This window comes from Neobacillus sp. MER 74 (assembly GCF_023714155.1).
The window spans coordinates 78,883-97,619 of the sequence record NZ_JAMAUV010000012.1; the positions used below are offsets into that span (position 1 = coordinate 78,883).

General features: G+C 39.6%; 13 protein-coding genes. 12 read left to right on the forward strand and 1 reads right to left on the reverse strand.

The genetic code is table 11. The annotated features are described in order from the left end of the window. The first annotated feature begins 105 nt into the window (after positions 1–105). The 10 genes from M3610_RS18765 (at position 106) to M3610_RS18810 (ending at position 15,055) form a co-directional block, all read left to right on the forward strand. The gene (locus M3610_RS18765) at positions 106–1,392 is read left to right on the forward strand and encodes an ABC transporter substrate-binding protein (RefSeq protein ID WP_098570997.1); all 1,287 of its coding nucleotides are present in this window, start codon (positions 106–108) and stop codon (positions 1,390–1,392) included. Positions 1,393–1,617: 225 nt separating this feature from the next. Beyond that, positions 1,618–2,481 carry a carbohydrate ABC transporter permease gene (locus M3610_RS18770; RefSeq protein ID WP_285851361.1) on the forward strand — a complete coding sequence of 288 codons (864 nt, stop codon included), beginning with the start codon at positions 1,618–1,620 and terminating at the stop codon, positions 2,479–2,481. Continuing rightward, complete coding sequence (locus M3610_RS18775) at positions 2,474–3,298, forward strand: carbohydrate ABC transporter permease (RefSeq protein WP_251461352.1); 825 nt, start codon at positions 2,474–2,476, stop codon at positions 3,296–3,298. Before M3610_RS18770 ends, M3610_RS18775 begins: the two co-directional genes overlap by 8 nt. Positions 3,299–3,338: 40 nt before the next feature. Beyond that, a complete protein-coding gene (gene lacZ / locus M3610_RS18780) occupies positions 3,339–6,374 on the forward strand; it encodes a beta-galactosidase, LacZ type (protein ID WP_396953659.1) in 3,036 nt (1,011 codons plus the stop codon). 94 nt (positions 6,375–6,468) lie between these two features. Continuing rightward, positions 6,469–8,712 carry an alpha-galactosidase gene (locus M3610_RS18785; protein ID WP_251461418.1) on the forward strand — a complete coding sequence of 748 codons (2,244 nt, stop codon included), beginning with the start codon at positions 6,469–6,471 and terminating at the stop codon, positions 8,710–8,712. A 222-nt stretch (positions 8,713–8,934) separates the two neighbouring features. After that, positions 8,935–10,206 carry an ABC transporter substrate-binding protein gene (locus tag M3610_RS18790; RefSeq protein WP_251461356.1) on the forward strand — a complete coding sequence of 424 codons (1,272 nt, stop codon included), beginning with the start codon at positions 8,935–8,937 and terminating at the stop codon, positions 10,204–10,206. Between the two features lie 81 nt (positions 10,207–10,287). Then, the gene (locus tag M3610_RS18795) at positions 10,288–11,178 is read left to right on the forward strand and encodes a carbohydrate ABC transporter permease (protein WP_098570992.1); all 891 of its coding nucleotides are present in this window, start codon (positions 10,288–10,290) and stop codon (positions 11,176–11,178) included. 6 nt (positions 11,179–11,184) lie between these two features. After that, positions 11,185–12,015 (forward strand): carbohydrate ABC transporter permease, encoded by an 831-nt coding sequence (locus M3610_RS18800; protein ID WP_251461358.1) that lies wholly within the window; start codon positions 11,185–11,187, stop codon positions 12,013–12,015. A gap of 31 nt (positions 12,016–12,046) precedes the next feature. Next, a complete protein-coding gene (locus M3610_RS18805) occupies positions 12,047–13,855 on the forward strand; it encodes a glycoside hydrolase family 2 protein (protein ID WP_251461360.1) in 1,809 nt (602 codons plus the stop codon). A gap of 156 nt (positions 13,856–14,011) precedes the next feature. Beyond that, the gene (locus M3610_RS18810; RefSeq protein WP_251461361.1) at positions 14,012–15,055 is read left to right on the forward strand and encodes an aldose epimerase family protein; all 1,044 of its coding nucleotides are present in this window, start codon (positions 14,012–14,014) and stop codon (positions 15,053–15,055) included. A gap of 45 nt (positions 15,056–15,100) precedes the next feature. Here the strand turns inward: M3610_RS18810 and M3610_RS18815 are convergent, their stop codons facing one another. Next, positions 15,101–16,279, reverse strand: coding sequence for an ROK family transcriptional regulator (locus M3610_RS18815; RefSeq protein ID WP_251461363.1), 1,179 nt, complete (start codon positions 16,277–16,279; stop codon positions 15,101–15,103). A 281-nt stretch (positions 16,280–16,560) separates the two neighbouring features. On the opposite strand from M3610_RS18815, the gene M3610_RS18820 reads away from it, so the two are divergent. Together M3610_RS18820 and galE are read left to right on the forward strand one after the other, a co-directional pair. Then, on the forward strand, positions 16,561–17,742 hold the full coding sequence (locus tag M3610_RS18820) for a galactokinase (RefSeq protein WP_251461365.1): 1,182 nt from the start codon (positions 16,561–16,563) through the stop codon (positions 17,740–17,742). After that, positions 17,743–18,732 carry a UDP-glucose 4-epimerase GalE gene (gene galE, locus M3610_RS18825; RefSeq protein WP_098570988.1) on the forward strand — a complete coding sequence of 330 codons (990 nt, stop codon included), beginning with the start codon at positions 17,743–17,745 and terminating at the stop codon, positions 18,730–18,732. Positions 18,733–18,737 lie beyond the last annotated feature (5 nt).

The following is an 18,737-nucleotide window of genomic DNA, read 5'->3' on the forward strand; positions in this document are numbered from 1 at the left end:
CATCCAATAAAAATATCGTCCTAACGATTCAGTCCTTTTAGGTGATAACATTATATTTGTAAGTGAGATAACGCTTACATAAAATAGGATGTTGGGGGAATATCAATGAAAAAAGTACTAGCACTCTTTTTAGTTAGTATATTGATGCTAACTGCTTGTTCTTCGGGATCAAATAAAGAGACTTCCGACAAAGGCAAAGATACAAATGAAGTAACGGTTTGGGCATGGGATCCAAATTTCAACATTAAAGCAATGAATATAGCAAAAGACGCTTATAAGTCTGAGAATCCAGATGTAAACATTAAAGTAATTGAACATGCGCAAGATGACATTATTCAAAAGTTGAATACCAGCTTAAGTTCGGGGACTACAAAGGGATTACCGAATATTGTATTAATTGAAGATTATCGGGCGCAAAGCTTCCTTAAAGCGTATCCAGATATGTTCCATGAGTTAACGGGTTCTTTTAAAGCGGATGATTTCGCACAGTATAAAATTGCCCCTACCAGCTTGGATGGCAAAAATTATGGCCTTCCATTTGATACAGGTGTAACGGGACTATATGTAAGAACTGACTATTTGGAAAAAGCGGGATACAAAGTCGCAGATTTACAAAACATGGACTGGAATAAATACATTGAAGTAGGTAAGAAGGTTAAAGAAGCAACTGGGAAAGCAATGCTTACACAGGATCCAAAAGACCTTGGTCTTATTCGTATGATGATTCAAACAAGCGGTTCTTGGTACTTAAAGAACGACGGCGTTACACCTGACTTAGCAGGAAACGCAGCTTTAAAGGAAGCATTCCAAACATATAAAGCGATTTTAGACGCAGATTTAGTAAAACCGGTTTCTGACTGGGGTCAATTTGTTGCAGGATTTAACAGCGGTGACGTGGCAACTGTTCCAACTGGTAACTGGATTACTCCATCCATCAAGGCTGAAGCATCACAAGCCGGCAAATGGGCAGTTCTTCCGATGCCAAAGCAATCTGGAATTGCAACTTCCGTGAACGCTTCTAACTTAGGCGGAAGCTCTTGGTACGTGTTAAACATCGATGGTAAAGAAAAGGCTGCGGACTTCTTAGGAAAAACATTTGGATCTAATGCTGATTTTTATCAGACATTAAATAAAGAAATGGGAGCTATTGGTACTTACAAGCCAGCTGCTGAAGGCGAAGCTTATAAAGCTGCGGATGATTTCTTCGGAGGACAAAAAGTAGTTTCTGACTTTGCTGCTTGGACAGAGAAAATTCCTCAAGTTAACTATGGTATGCACACATATGCCATTGAAGACATTTTAGCTGTTGGAATGCAAGATTACCTTAAAGGTAAAGATCTAGATAAAGTATTAGAGGATGCTCAAAAGCAAGCAGAAGAACAAATTAAATAACACAACAAGCTAGAAAGTAACAATCTACTTTTAAAGAGATTATGCCTTAGAATTTCGCCGGCTCTGCCTTTCATGTATTAGAGCTAACTGATCCATCAGGCGACTTTCTGAGGCGTTTTCTTTTCTTGAACTCACAATGTAAGGAGTTGACTAGAATTGATAACAGCGAAAGAAAACCACACTCAAGCCCTTCCAAAATCAAATTCCGGCGGCCGCAAAACTCGGCTGAAAAATAATATCATTGGCTGGTCATTTGTTATTATCGCTGCCGTAATGATTCTTTTATTTTACTTCTACCCAATGATTCAGGCTCTTATTTTATCCTTTCAAACAGGTGTTGGTGCAAATCTAACCTTTACAGGTATCGATAATTATACGCGGTTATTTAAAGACCCAACATTCCTAACCACGGTAAAAAATACAGTCATTTATCTAATCATTCAAGTACCGGTTATGATTTTACTAGCTTTATTTCTTTCGGTTCTACTAAATAATAAAGCGTTAAAGTTTAAGGGCTTTTTTCGTACAGCCATCTTCTTACCATGTGTAACCTCACTTGTTGCCTATTCGGTCATCTTTAAATATTTGTTTGGACAAGATGGAATTATTAATATGATGTTAATGAAAGTTGCAATCATTTCAGAACCTATCCAATGGCTTACCGATCCTTTTTGGGCGAAAATCGCGATTATTGTGGCGATTACTTGGCGTTGGACTGGTTACAACATGATTTTCTATTTATCTGCTCTTCAAAACGTTGATGAGTCCATCTATGAAGCAGCTAGAATCGATGGCGCTTCGCCAGTTCAACAGTTTTTCAAAATAACCATTCCAATGTTGAAGCCGATTATTCTATTTACATCAATCACTTCAACGATTGGTACACTGCAGTTATTTGACGAGGTCATGAATATTACTAAGGGTGGTCCGGGTAATGCAACAATGACTATTTCTCAGTATATCTATAACTTATCGTTTAAATATACTCCGGACTTTGGGTATGCAGCCACCGTCTCTTATGCAATCGTAATTATGATTGTTATCTTCTCGATCATTCAGTTTAAAGCGGCAGGTGATAAAAATGAGTAAGCTAAAAAATACATTCAGTTATACCGTTCTAGCCATCGCAGCAATTGTCTCTGTGTTTCCATTTTTATGGATGATTGTAAGCTCGACAAACAAGTCTGTTGATGTAACGCAAGGAAGGATGCTTCCCGGCAGTCACTTTATGGAGAACCTTCGCAATCTTCTGGACACTGTTGATCTTGTGCCTGCATTAATCAATTCAACTAAAATCTCGGTATTAACAACCATCCTTGCGATGCTGATTGCATCTTTGGCGGGATATGGATTTGAAATTTATAAAAGTAAATCAAAGGATTTTGTGTTTAATATATTACTAGTTTCAATGATGATTCCTTTTGCGGCTTTGATGGTACCGCTCTTTAGAATGTTTGCTTCCATCTCACAATCCTTCTCGATCATTGGGATTGATACAATCGCAGCTGTCATTTTGCCGACCGTTACAACCGCCTACCTGATCTTTTTCTTTAGACAAAGCACGAAAATGTTTCCAAAAGAAATTCTTGAAGCTGGAAGAATTGATGGCCTCTCGGAATTAGGATGTTTCTTTAAGATTTATGTTCCTACCATGAAAACCACTTACGCAGCTGCGGCGATCATAACCTTTATGGCAAGCTGGAACAGTTATTTATGGCCGCTGGTTGTATTGCAGTCACCTGAAAACCAGACGATCCCACTATTAATTTCAAACTTAGGTTCAAGCTACTCACCTGACTTTGGAATGATTATGACAGCAATTGTAATAGCAACCTTACCAGCAGCACTAATCTTCTTTATCATGCAAAAGCATTTCGTTGCCGGTATGATGGGATCTGTTAAATAGTAGGTACTTGGAAAAATAGAAATAGAAAAGAGTGATCATGATGTCAACAATTCCAAAACTAGATTGGCTTACGGATGTGAATGTGTTTGCTGTGAATCGACTGCCTGCACATTCCGATCACATATATTACGAAACGCTGGAACAAGCAAAACTTGAAGGTCCAATGGCTTTGCGCCATGACCTAAACGGAAATTGGAAATTTAGCTATAGCGTTAATCCGAACAATCGTCCGGAGAATTTTTACCAGGAGAACTTTAATTGCTCTGGCTGGGGGGACATCACCGTTCCTGGGCATATCCAGCTTCAGGGGTATGGAAAACCTCAATATGTGAATACCATGTACCCATGGGACGGCCTAAACGAGATTCGTCCGCCAGAAATTCCACAAAACCATAATCCGGTGGGCAGTTATGTGAAGATGTTTACTGTACCAGAAAACATGAACAATAAGCCGGTGTATATTTCTTTTCAGGGAGTAGAATCAGCGTTTTATGTTTGGCTAAACGGGAAGTTTGTCGGCTATAGTGAGGACTCCTTCACGCCAGCTGAGTTTGATCTTACCCCATTTCTAACGGAAGGTGAAAATAAATTAGCGGTCGAGGTTTACCAGCGAAGCACAGGAAGCTGGCTGGAAGATCAAGATTTCTGGCGTTTTTCAGGAATTTTCCGTGATGTCTATCTCTATACTGTACCAGAGATTCATGTCTATGATGCAGATGTTCGTGCGGAATTGAATGATGCTTTTACGCAAGGTACGCTTAAAGTAGACCTCAAGCTATTGTCTGGCAGCTCTTCACCTTCAAAAATTGTAACAGAGTTGTACGATCGAGAAGGCAGCCTAGTATCTACTTGTACGATTGAATCTGGTGACGGAAAATGGTCAACAGCAATGGATGTTGAGGGTCCAAAATTATGGAGCGCAGAAAGACCGAATTTATACAAGCTTTATATACAGGTTTATAACGAAAAAGGCAATTTAGTAGAAGTGATTCCACAGAAAGTGGGCTTCCGTAGATTTGAACTTATCGATAAAATTATGCATCTTAATGGTGAACGGATTGTATTCAAGGGCGTAAATCGCCATGAATTTAATTGCCGGACCGGCCGTGCGATTACCAAGGAAGACATGCTCTGGGACATTAAAACACTGAAACAAAATAACATTAATGCAGTCCGGACGTCTCATTATCCGAATCAGAGTTATTGGTACGATTTATGTGATGAATACGGTGTCTATGTTATCGATGAAATGAACCTGGAAACGCACGGATCATGGCAAAAGATGGGGGCAGTCGAGCCGTCCTGGAACATTCCCGGGAATAAGCCGGAATGGGAGAATATTGTAATGGATCGGGCTGTTTCTATGGTTGAACGGGATAAAAATCATCCGTCCATCCTGATATGGTCGTGCGGGAATGAATCTTATGCGGGTGAGGTCATTCTTAACGTGTCTAAATATTTCAAAAGAGTGGACCCAAGCCGCTTGGTTCATTACGAAGGTGTATTTCATGCCCGCGAATATAATGATACTAGTGATATGGAGAGCCGCATGTATGCCAAGCCGGCTGATATTGAGGAGTATTTGAATGCAAATCCCGAGAAACCATACATTAGCTGTGAGTATATGCATGCCATGGGAAATTCACTTGGCGGGATGTACAAATATACAGATCTAGAGAAGAAGTATCCAATGTATCAAGGCGGTTTTATTTGGGATTATATTGACCAGTCCCTTATCAAAAAGGATCGCTATGGAAATGAATTTTTTGCCACCGGCGGTGACTTTGAAGACCGTCCAACCGATTACGGCTTCAGTACAAATGGTATCGTTTATTCCAATCGAGAACTTTCACCTAAGATGCAGGAAGTCAAATATCTATATCAAAACTTTAAGTTAAACCCAGATCAGACCGGGGTATTAATTATTAATGACAGCCTTTTCGCTGATCTAACTGATTATGAATTAGAATACGCCCTTTATCTTGAGGGCAAGGAATTGTATCGAAACAAGCTAGAGGTTAATGTAGGACCTCAATGTTCAGGAAGAGCTGAATTTAAGCTGCCTGCTGATATCACGAGTGCTTCTGGGGAGTATTGTATTCAAACCTCCTTGGTCTTAAAGGAAAACACACTCTGGGCTGATGCTGGTTATGAGATTGCATTTGGACAATTTGTGTTTCAGGTAAAGGCGGAAGAAAAGTCTGCCGCAGTTCAGGGAGAGTTAAGAGTCGTCGAAGGCGATGTCAATATAGGTGTCCATGGCAGGGACTTTACGATCCTGTTCTCGAAACAGGCGGGCAGTCTCGTGTCGCTTAATTACGCCGGGAAAGAGATGATTGCTCTGCCGCCAGCACCATTATTCTGGCGGGCAACGACAGATAATGACCGCGGCTACTCCCAAGGTTTCCATTCGGGGCTTTGGTACGCAGCCAGTCTGACCAGAAGATGTGTTGCTATTGATCTTAAAAATGACAAAGGTCAGGTGACCGTTGCCTTTACTTATAAATTATCAATAAGTGAAGAAGTGGTAGTGAAAATAAGCTATACGGTTTTTGCTGATGGCAGTGTCCGTGTGAAATCGGTCTATCATGGCGCAAACCATCTTCCGCAGATGCCGATTTTTGCCGTATCCTTTAAGGTGCCTGCAGATTATGATCAATTAGAATGGTACGCCATGGGTCCTGAAGAGAACTACTCAGACCGTGCGATGGGTGCAAGACTGGGCATCTTTAAAAATCAAGTATCAGATAATTTGTCCGGATATGTGATGCCGCAAGAGTCTGGCAACCGAACTGGAGTACGTCGTGTTAGGGTAACAAATAAACAGGGACAGGGAATAAAAATATCGGCGGAGGCTGAACCATTAGAATGCAACTTTTCGCCATATACAGCTTTTGAACTCGAGAATGCTCAACATCATTATGAGTTGCCAAATGTTCATTACACCGTTGTGACGGTCGCAGGCAAGCAAATGGGCGTTGGCGGAGACGACAGCTGGGGTGCACCGGTGCATGATGAACACCTGATTTATGCTGACAAAGACATGGAATTCGAATTTGTGATCAATAGAATTTAATCAATATATTTAACACTTACAAGGGAAAGAGTCTGGGTTTACAGCTCTTTCCCTTGATATTAGAAAAGAGGTCAAAATGGTGAAGGAGAAAGCGATGCTTATTCATTTGAATCAAAAGGACAGGCAGTTTCATTTAACAAATGGCCAAGTAAGTTATATTTTTCATGTCATGAAAAATGGGCAGCTCGGCCATCTTTATTACGGTAAGGCATTACGCCACAGAGAAGACTTTTCCCATTTGCAAACGTATGATGTGCCAACAGGGGCAACTACGCATATATATGCTGACGACCCAGCATTTGGATTAGAGACGTTGCGTCAGGAATTCCCTGCCTACGGAAATTCAGATTTTCGCGAACCAGCAATCAGCGTTAGTAAAGCCACAGAAAATCATATTCCAAACTTTACATATGAATCGTATCAGATTCTAGAAGGAAAACCTCGTCTTGAAGGTCTTCCAGCAACTTATACAGAGGACAATCATGATGCAAGTACACTTCAAATCCTCTTAAAAGACGAGTTCCTGCAAGCGGAATTGCAGTTAAATTATACAATTTTCCTTGACAAACCTGTCATCACGAGAAGTGCTTCGTTAAGAAATGCGGGTTCAGACGAGCTGGTTATTGATCGATTCATGGGAGGATCGCTTGACCTTCCAGATAAAGATTTTGTATTTACTCATTTAGCAGGGACATGGTCACGGGAACGGCATGTAAAGGAAAGAAGACTCGAAACAGGCATTCAGTCTATTTCCAGTCTGCGCGGGGCCAGTTCTCATCACCATAATCCGTTCTTGGCACTAAAGCGTCCTGAGGCAACGGAGCATACAGGCGAAGTATATGGCTTTAATTTTATCTATAGCAGTAATTTCTTGATGCAAGTAGAAGTCGACCATTACGATATGGCAAGACTTACGGTTGGGATTCATCCATTCGGATTTAAGTGGAATTTAGAGCCGCAAGCGTCATTTCAATCCCCCGAAGTGGTCATGGTGTATTCCGAACAAGGTGTAAATGGGATGAGTCATGCTTTTCATGCTCTATACCGTGAGCATCTAATTCCAAGTCAATGGAGGAAGGCCGTGCGTCCGATTCTAATTAATAACTGGGAGGCAACCTACTTTGATTTCGATGAAGAAAAACTTGTAAAGATTGCACAATCAGCAAGTGAACTAGGAATTGAGTTGTTTGTTCTGGATGATGGCTGGTTTGGAAAACGAAATGATGATACCTCTTCACTTGGTGATTGGCACGTAGACTTAAATAAGCTTCCGAATGGTTTGGATAGTTTGGCTAAGAAAATTACCGAGACAGGATTGAAATTTGGGCTTTGGTTTGAGCCGGAAATGATCAGTCCGAATAGTGAATTATTTAAAGAACATCCAGATTGGGCAGTAGGAATCCCGGGTCAGCACTATACATTGGGACGTAATCAGCTGGTCCTAGATTTTTCAAGACAGGAAATCGTGGATTATTTATATGATAAAATGTCCACGATTATTAAACAAACAAAGCTGGCCTATATTAAATGGGACATGAATCGAAACATCACCGAGGCATTTTCGAATAACCTACCCGTTCATCAGCAGAGTGAATTTTTCCACCGTTATATTTTAGGAGTTTATAATCTCTATGAGCGATTAACAAGCGAGTTCCCACATGTGTTGTTTGAATCGTGTGCAGGCGGGGGCGGACGGTTTGACCCCGGGATGTTGTATTATGCCCCGCAGGCTTGGACGAGTGATGATACAGATGCGATTGAACGGCTGAAGATCCAGTATGGCACATCCTTTGCGTATCCGGTTTATAGTATGGGGTCTCACGTTTCGGCTGTTCCGAATCACCAGACATTACGGTCCACACCATTACAAACAAGGGCAAACACTGCTTACTTTGGAACATTTGGATATGAATTGGACCCACTCAAATTGACCGAAGAAGAACGTGAGGAAATTAAAGAGCAGGTTGCTTTTTACAAAGCGCATCGAGAGTTGATTCGTGATGGTCAATTCTATCGCTTGTTGAATCCATTTTCAAATAACGAAACTGCTTGGATGGTGGTAAGCCAAGATCATTCGGAAGCATTGGTTGGCTGGTATAAAGTACTAGCAACTCCGAATCCTAAGAAACAGCAATTGCTGCGACTCAGTGGATTAGATGAGTCAAAAGACTATCAGGTGACTGGGAGCGAGCGGACATATTATGGTGATGAACTAATGACTGTGGGGCTGCAGCTTCCAACAGAGTTTAATGGTGTCAATGGACGGAGTTTTGAACGTGGGGGAGATTTCCAATCACAAGTCTATTATATAAGAAGCATAGAGGATAAATTAAATTAACATTATAATGACAGATGGCCTTGGACTGTACCGAGGCCATTTTTATTTTTAAAAACAAAATTAAAATCTTAAAAAATATGTATTTGACAAAAAGCGCTTACAATATTATGATAATACCAGAAAGTAAATTAATTTAATTAACTAATGAGGAACACATAATTTGTAAATATTTCCTCATCCTAGAAGTAACCAAAAATTTTTACCTAAATAAGGGGGATAAAAATGGCTAAGAAAAAGAAATGGCTTGGTATAGCTTTAACTGCTGCGCTAGCTCTCGGATCTTTAGCGGGATGCTCAAGTGCGAAGGACAAAGATACTTCAGAAGGCGGAAATGGGGAGAAAATTACTTATTGGGCGCCATTCTCTGGCGCAGATGGTCCGCGTATGAAGACGATTGTTGAAAACTACAATAAGTCACAATCTAAGTATCAAGTAGATTTCCAAGTTGTTCCCCAGTCTGACTATTATAAGACGGTTGACCTTGCTTTTTCTGGTCAAAAAAATGCTCCAGATTTATTAATTATGCATACTGATCAGCTGAAAAATTATGCAGATAAGAATTTATTAAAGGATTTAACTGACACTGTCGAAAAAGCAGGCGTTAAAGCAGAAGATTATGCTGAAACTGCTTGGAAGGCCGGCGATATTGGCGGTAAGCACTATACCATTCCTTTAGATATTCATCCATTAATTATGTACTATAATAAAGATTTATTTAAAGCGGCCGGTTTAGATCCAGAAAAGGCACCGACAAATCGTGAGGAGTTCCTAGCCGCTGCTAAAAAACTAACAGACTCTAGTAAGAATCAATATGGTTTTGTAGTACCAACTCTTTGGCCAAACCAATTCATTTTCCCAACTATTTTATTCCAAAATGGCGGCGAATTAATGAAGGATGGTAAGCCAAACTACAATAGCCCAGAAGCGGTTGAAGCGTTAACGTTCTATCGTGATTTGATTCATAAAGAAAAGGTGTCACCTGAAAATGTTCAACAAGATGGTGAAGTAACATTATTCTTACAAGGTAAAAACGCGATGCATCTAAATGGTCCATGGATGATGGAACAATGGGATAAAGCCGGAATTAACTATGGAGTTGCTCCAGTGCCGCAATTAGGAACAAAACAACAAGCAGTTTATGCAAATGGGCACAATTTCGTGGTACCTGCTACTGTTACAGATTCAAAAAAATTAGATGGTATTACTGATTTCTTAAAATATGTTGCTGGAAACACAATGGAGTGGGCTAAATCAGGACAAGCACCAGCTTCAAAAGCAATTTATGAACAAAGTGAAGAATTTAAAAAGATGAAGCAACAGCCAATCGTAGCTTCAGAATTTAAATATGCTAAGTTTGCTCCTGCCGTTGCCAACTGGGGTCAATTGTCTGACCCGCTATGGGCTGAAGTGAACCTTGCTCTTTTAGGCAAGAAGGATCCGCAAAAAGCATTAGATGATGCCAAAAAAAAGGCGGAACAAGTTTTGAATAAGTAATCATTAAAGGAGGCGGACGGAGGTTGAAACCCGTTCGTCTCTTGTTTTTCCACTAGTAGGAAACCGAAAGGAGGAAGGTAAATGAGAAGTACAAGCTGGAAATCACAATTGACTTCAAGTCTTTTTGTACTCCCTTACTTGATTTTATTTGTTATTTTTCTTTTAATTCCAATTGGATATGGGGCATGGATAAGCTTGCATAACTGGGATCTATTAAACCCTGTCCATGAATTTGTAGGATTTAAGAACTATACAAAGATCTTTGACACTGATTCTTACCTTAATGAACTGTTTTTCGAGGGTCTTAAAAACACCTTCCAATTCGTTGTATATAGTGTTCCTTTATTGGTTGTGGTTGGATTAGGTTTAGCATTGTTAGTAAATGCTCTACCTGGTAAATTCAAAGGTTTTTTTCGTACAGTTTACTTTATTCCCTATTCTGTTTCTGTTTCAGTGGTTGCAATTATTTGGTTATGGATCCTAGATACAAACAGCGGGTTAATTAATCAATATTTACAAAAGATGAATCTGCCATTAATTCCATGGTTAACAGACATGCCTTGGGCCTGGATTTCACTTGCTATCGCGACTTTATGGTGGACAATTGGTTTTAACATGGTTATTTTTATCAACGCACTAAATGATGTTTCTGAAGAACTATATGAAGCCGGTTCTCTTGATGGCGCCAACCGCTGGCAGCAGTTTATTCATATCACGATCCCTAGTATTAAACCTACAATGCTTTTTGTTGTTATTACATCAACGATTGCCTCATTTAATATTTACGGGCAGCCTTATTTAATGACACGTGGAGGTCCAGGGACTTCAACAAAGGTTTTATTAATGAATATTGTTGATGAAGCCTTTAAGCAGCGTCAATTAGGGAATGCAGCTGCCATGTCATTACTTATGGCTTTGATTATGATCGTTATCTCAATCTTGCAATTCCGAATCACAAATCGAAAGGAGTAGGTCAGCGTGCAAAAAACACCGTTTAAAGTTTTCATAGTTATTCTTGCGATTATTGTTGGCCTGATTTTTATCGTTCCAATTTTATGGATGCTGGCTACTTCTTTTAAAACGGATCAGGAAGCCTTCACAGCAGGGCTAAAGTGGATTCCGAAAGTCTTTACTCTTGAAAATTATCAGTATAGCCTAGCAGGAAATTCAGATACTCCAGTCCTACAATGGATGGGCAACTCCCTTTTTGTTGGGATTATTGGGACATTAATTGTTCTAGTTGTTGACACACTTGCAGCATATGGTCTAGCCCGTTTGGATGTCCCATTTAAAAAATTGTTAATTAGCATCTTTATTGGGTCGATGACGATTCCTTGGGTAATTACGTTTTTACCACTATATATGGAGTTTAATAAGTTTGGTCTATTAGATACTTATGCAGTATTGATTCTTCCATATTCTTCAAATGCATTTGGTGTCTTTCTTCTATATCAATATTTTCGCAGCTTTCCAAAAGAACTGGAAGAAGCAGCATTTCTAGATGGTGCAAATAAATGGCAAGTTTTTGTAAAAATCGTTCTGCCATCAGCACGACCTGTTATTTGGACATTAGCTATTTTTACATTTATGGGTATATATAATGATTTCTTATGGCCGCTTGTAACGACAAATTCTCCAGAAATGAGAACTATTACAACAGGTATTGCCATCATGCAGCAGGGAAGCTTTGTTTCATCACCGGGCAGGTTAATGGCTTTAACATCGATTGCAACCATACCTGCTGTATTATTGTTTATCATTGGTCAACGTTCCTTTATTAAAGGCGTGAATCAATCGGGTATTAAATAGGATTATTTTTTCAGGAAGGATGGAGAACAACATGTCAATACCTCGTAATGAGTATCCAAGACCGCAATTGGTCAGAAAAGAATGGGTTAATTTAAATGGCGAATGGGACTTCGCTTTTGATGATAATAATGTTGGTTTAAAGGAAAAGTGGTTTCAAAATGGGGACGCCCTTGATCGGAAAATTAATGTTCCCTTTGCGTATCAGACCCAACTAAGCGGTATTAATGATCCTTCATTCCATGATTTTGTATGGTATTCACGAGAATTCACTGTATCTAAGGATTGGAATAATCAGCGGATCATCCTGCATTTTGGGGCAGTAGATTACCGTGCATGGATTTATGTAAATGGGGAGTATGTTGGTTTCCATGAAGGCGGCAATGTTTCCTTTTCGTTCGATATTACTGATCATTTAACTTGGGGCAATGAAAAGGTGGTTGTCAGAGTCGAAGATCCATCCACAGATGAAACGATTCCCAGAGGAAAGCAATTCTGGATTGAACAATCGGATTCCATCTGGTACACAAGAACGACTGGGATATGGCAAACCGTTTGGCTGGAACCGGTTCATCCTGTCCATGTTTCTAAATTAAGATTAACACCCGACGTTGACCGTGGAGATATAATTGTAGAATTTGAGGTCTCTGGTGAATGTATTAACAAACAAGCAGACATCGAAATTAGTTTTCAGGGTGAAAAGGTAGCAAAGGATACGATTGAGGTATTTGAACCGTATAATAAGCGTTCGGTTAATTTATATAATCGCCAAATCTTCAGAACTGCCTTCCACCATACTGGATGGAATTGGTCACCAGAAAACCCTAATTTATTTGATATCAAATTCACATTAAAAGATGGGGATAATCAGGCGATTTTAGATGAGATAGAATCCTATTTTGGTATGAGAAAGGTCCATATTGAAAATGGCATGGTTTATTTAAATAACAAGCCTTATTATCAAAAATTAGTTCTCGATCAGGGCTACTGGCCGGAAGGGTTGTTAACCGCTCCTACAGATGAGGCTTTAAAAAGGGATATTGAAATAGCCTTAGAAATGGGCTTTAATGGCTGCAGAAAGCATCAAAAAGTGGAGGATCCTCGCTTCCTTTACTGGGCAGACAAATTAGGATTCTTGGTATGGGGAGAATGTGCAGCCTTCCCGTCCTATAGTGAGGACGCTGCATCTCGATTAACCAAAGAGTGGATTGAAATCATTGAACGGGATTATAATCATCCGTCCATCGTCGCCTGGGTGCCTGTCAATGAAAGCTGGGGAGTGCCTTTTATTAAAGCGAACAAACAACAGCAGCACCATTCTTTAGCGATGTACCACCTTATTCATTCATTAGATACAACACGATTAGTCATCTCAAATGATGGCTGGGAACTTACAGAAACCGATATCTGTGCGATTCACAATTATAATCATGGATCCAGCGATGAAAAGGCAAAATATGAAAACTTTAAAGAATCCTTACTCACAAAAGAAAATCTCTTAAGCTCAAAACCAGCTGGCCGAGGAATTTATGCAGATGGATTTGAACATAAAGGTGAACCTATCTTGTTGACAGAATTTGGAGGAATTGGTTTCAAAGTCGGTGAAGACAGTGGCTGGGGCTATACATCTGTGAAGGATGAGCACGAATTTATTGCAGATTACCGCAGAGTAATGGAAGCGGTCTATGCTTCAAAGGGTCTACATGGATATTGTTACACACAGTTAACAGACGTAGAGCAGGAAATCAACGGATTAGTATCTTATAACAGAAAACCAAAATGTGAATTAGCAAAAATAAAAGAAATAAATGATATGTGGCATTCCAATATTGTAAAATCTTAAGTTAGGTTATTCTGCTTGCTTTTATAAAATTGGCTGTGAAGCGAAGTGCCTGGAACGGAAGTCAACAGACAAGTTTAACACATCCATATTATTACAAGAGGGCTCGCCAGTCGGCGAGTTTTCTTATATAACTGTAGACCGGAGGGAGTTATATTTATGAATTTGATACAAGAAAAATTTGCAGAACTTGATGGACAGACAATAACAACTTTTACGATGATTAATGATCAGGGCATGGAAGTAAGTACCATCGATTATGGATGCACGATTACCAGGATTGTCGTTCCTGACCGCAACGGAACCCTTGAAAATGTAGTTTTAGGCTTTGATACAATCGAAGAATATCAGCAGCATTCCCCCTATTTCGGTGCTGTAGTCGGCAGGCATGCGGGTAGAATTGCTAATGCGGAATTTACCTTAGAAGGTACCACGTACCATCTCGCAAAAAATAACAATGGCAATCACCTCCATGGCGGGATAAAAGGCCTCGATAAGGTGATCTGGAATACAGAGGTAGTAGAAGAAAAAGATTCTTTGACCCTTGTATTCACTTATTTAAGTAAGGATGGAGAAGAAGGGTATCCTGGAAATTTAAAGATGAAAATATCCTATACCTTAAATAACGATAATGAGCTTCAAATATCCTATGAAGGTGTGTCTGATCAAAAAACGGTGGTTAATGTTACCAATCATTCTTATTTTAATTTAAGCGGCAATTTAAAAAGAGACGTTCTTAATCATAAGTTGACCCTAAAAAGTAATCGATTCCTTGAGTTGGATGAAGAATTAATACCGACAGGGGAGATTCTTCCTGTAGAGAATACATCATTTGACTTTCTGTCCGGCCGGAAGATTATGGAAGGAACAGACACAAATGACAGCCAAAATATAATTGCAGGAAATGGATATGATCATCCTTTTCTATTAACGGATAATCACAATAAGGAAATCTATCTGTTTGATGATGAGAGCGGAAGAGGATTAATCATTGAAACAAATCAGCCTGCCGTGGTTCTTTATACGGGTAACCAACTAGCTGATGATTTTTCTATTCGAGGTATCAACTCCAGAAAATACCTTGGTTTATGTTTAGAAACACAGGGTCTTCCAGACTCGCTCAATCATCCGCATTTCCCATCAGCCATTTTAGAAAAGGATCAGGGATACTATTCCGTTACTAAATACATATTTACAAATTGAACAAAAAAAGAGTTGAATCTTATGATCCAACTCTTTTTATGTTCCTTATGTTTTAAATAATTTCTTTAAAACTAATGTTACAGCTCCCAATACCATACCAGTTTTTCCTAATTCCGAACAAACCACTTTAATTTCTTCATGTGAACTTTTAAAAGTATATTTCTCTATTCTTTTTTTTAGTTGAGACAAAACAAAATCTCCTACCTTGAAAATACTCCCTTCTAGGATTATTTTCGAAGGCTTTAGAATGTTAATCATATTTGCTGCGGCTAGTCCAAGGGATTGACCAGCCTTTTCTAAGAGTGTTATAGCAAATGGGTCCCCTTGCTTAGCAGCTGTATAGACCATATTTAAGGAGAGTTCAGTACTGCCTTCTTTCAACCATTCTGTGAGAATGGTATCCTGATGATGTTTAATATCTTCCTTAGCCTTTTTTAAGATAGCAATTTCTGATGCATAGGCCTCTAAACATCCATTATTACCGCATTCGCATAGGGGACCATTCACATCTAAAATTGTATGTCCGACTTCTCCTGCTGTATAGAACGTGCTTTTATAAATTTCACTATTTATAAAGATTCCAGAACCAATCCCCCGTCCCACACTAAGACAGATAAAATCGGAAACCCCTCTCCCTTGCCCAAACCAGCTTTCAGCAATCGCTAATGCTCGTACATCATTCTCGACAATAACAGGGATATTAAATTCTTTTTCTATTCGTTCCTTCAGAGGTATATTTTCCAAATGTAAGTGTGGAGAAAAAATGGCCAAGCCTTGTTCAGAATCAACAAGTCCATGCATGGCAATACCAATTCCAAGGATTAACTCTCTTTCGAAATGTTTAGATTGAAGGACATTATGAATGCACTCGATCATCATATTCATAAATTCGGTTTTAGTTGGCAATTTAATAATATCTTTACTGAAATCGGTTACAATCTTTCCGTCCATTGTGGTAAGAATAACGCGTATAACCTCCGCTGCGGCATAGACTCCGATAATATAATAAGCGGAGTAATTAATACGGAGGAGAATTGGCTTTCTACCGCCTGACGTTGCGCTTGTTGATTGCTCCTCTATTAAAAGATTTTTCTCAATTAACTCAGCAACCAATGAACTTATGGTGGGCGGGGTTAATTTTGTTAATTTGGCAATTTCCGCTCGTGAAATCGGCTCTTTTAATCGAATCATGTTTAAAACCGTTGATTGATTAAGTAACTTCATTTTTTCGAAGCTTCCAGTTTTGGGGTCGAAACTCAAATGACATCACGCCTTTATTATCATTAGTACCCTTAAGGATTTGTTTAAGAAGGTATTATTTATTCCTACTAATTTTAACACAAATACCAAGTTAAAAATACTCATGCAAGATTATATTCATGGTTTATTTTGTGGAATTTAAGTAAAAATTTTAGTAAAATACTTGAAGGATTTTACTAGGGGTAGTAAAATTATGTTAATAATAAAAAGGTAACTAAAGAATAAGAATGCTGGAGGAATTTAAAATGAACGTAATCACACTTAATAAAGTATTTTTAGATATGTTTCGAGTATTGCCAAAGCAAGCCTTTTTTGCGCCTGGAAGGATTAATTTAATAGGCGAACATACAGATTACAATGGAGGTCATGTGTTTCCATGTGCCATCACCTATGGTACCTACGCTGTAGCAAGGAAGCGGGAAGACAAAGTGATTCGCCTCTACTCTACCAACTTTCCTGAAAAAGGAATCATCGAATTTAACTTAAGCGAACTAGACTATGAGAAGGAACATAATTGGGCTAATTATCCAAAAGGCATGGTCCGTTATATTCTCGAGGCGGGATATGAAATTCAAGCCGGATTTGATTGCGTAATTGAAGGGAATATACCCAATGGTGCAGGACTTTCTTCGTCAGCATCCATTGAACTTTTAACCGGGGTGCTCGTAAATGGCCTATTTAATTTAGAAATTCCGCGCCTTGATCTCATCAAGATAGGCAAGAGGGTAGAAAATGAATTTATTGGCGTGAACAGCGGAATCATGGATCAGTTTGCGATTGGCATGGGAAAGAAAGATGCTGGTATCTTACTAGATTGCCAAACGTTGAAATATGAGTATGCACCGATTCACCTTGAAGATTACAAAATATTAATCATGAATACGAACAAACGCAGGGAATTAGCTGATTCGAAATACAATGAAAGAAGAGGAGAATGTGAAGAGGCACTTGCGCAGCTACAGCAAAAGCTGCCAATTGAGGCACTTGGTCAATTATCGGAAGCGGAGTTTGATGAAAATCAATATCTGATTACCAATGAAACAGTTCGCAAACGGGCCAAGCATGCTGTTTACGAAAACATGAGAACAATTAAGGCACTTGAAGAGCTTAAATTAGGAAATCTAGAAGCATTTGGACAATTAGTTAACCAATCACATGTATCACTAAGAGATGACTATGAAGTGACAGGAGTGGAATTGGACAGTTTAGTAGAGGCAGCATGGAAACAGCCAGGTGTGCTTGGTGCGCGAATGACCGGTGCAGGATTCGGCGGCTGTGCAATTGCGATTGTTAGAAATGGAGAAGTTGATAACTTTATTGAGAACGTAGGAGCTGCTTATCTGGACAAGATTGGCTACGAGGCAGAATTTTATGCAGCAAGCATTGGTGATGGGGCGAAGGAAATTCGACTGGAGGAGACAATTTAAATGAGTATTCTTGTGTTAGGCGGTGCAGGCTATGTCGGTTCACACGCTGTATACCAGTTACTTGATCAAGGGTATTCAGTCGTTGTCATCGATAATTTGCAAACGGGCCATGAGGAGGCAGTTCATCCAAAGGCTAATTTTTATAGGGGAGATATCCGCAGCCGCGAGTTTATGCGTTCTGTTTTTGAAAAAGAAAGTATTGAAGCGATTTTGCACTTCGCCGCGAATTCCCTTGTCGGAGAGTCGATGGTTGAACCGTTAAAATACTTTGATAACAATGTCTACGGAACACAAATCGTGCTTGAAATGATGAAAGAGTTTGGCATTAAGCATATCGTTTTTTCTTCAACCGCCGCGGTATATGGAGAGCAAAAAGTTGTCCCGGTTACAGAGGAGGCTGCAACCGTTCCAACGAATACGTATGGCGAAACCAAACTAGCTATGGAGAAAATGATGGCTTGGTGTGAAAAGGCTTTTGACCTTAACTATGTTTCGCTTCGCTATTTTAACGTGGCGTCAGCAAGAAGTGACGGACAAATTGGGGAGGACCATAACCCGGAAACTCACCTGATTCCAGTTGTTCTGGAGGCAGCACTTGGGAAAAGACCAGCAGTGACGATATTTGGTGAGGATTATGATACGGCAGATGGCACTTGTGTCCGAGATTATATTCATGTCGAGGACTTAATTGATGCCCACATATTAGCCCTCCGCTATTTACAAAATGGCGGTCAGAGTAATGTTTTCAATCTTGGCTCAAGCAAAGGATTCTCGGTAAAAGAAATTGTTGAGACGGCTAAAGAAGTGACGGGTATTGATATTCCTGTGAGAATCGGTGAGCGTCGATCGGGTGACCCGAGTACGTTAATTGCCTCTTCGGAAAAAGCACAAAAGGTGTTGGGATGGAATCCTGTAAGAACATCGATTCAACAAATTATCAGTAATGCCTGGAACTGGCATCAGCATCACCCTAATGGATATCAGAAATAGAGGGG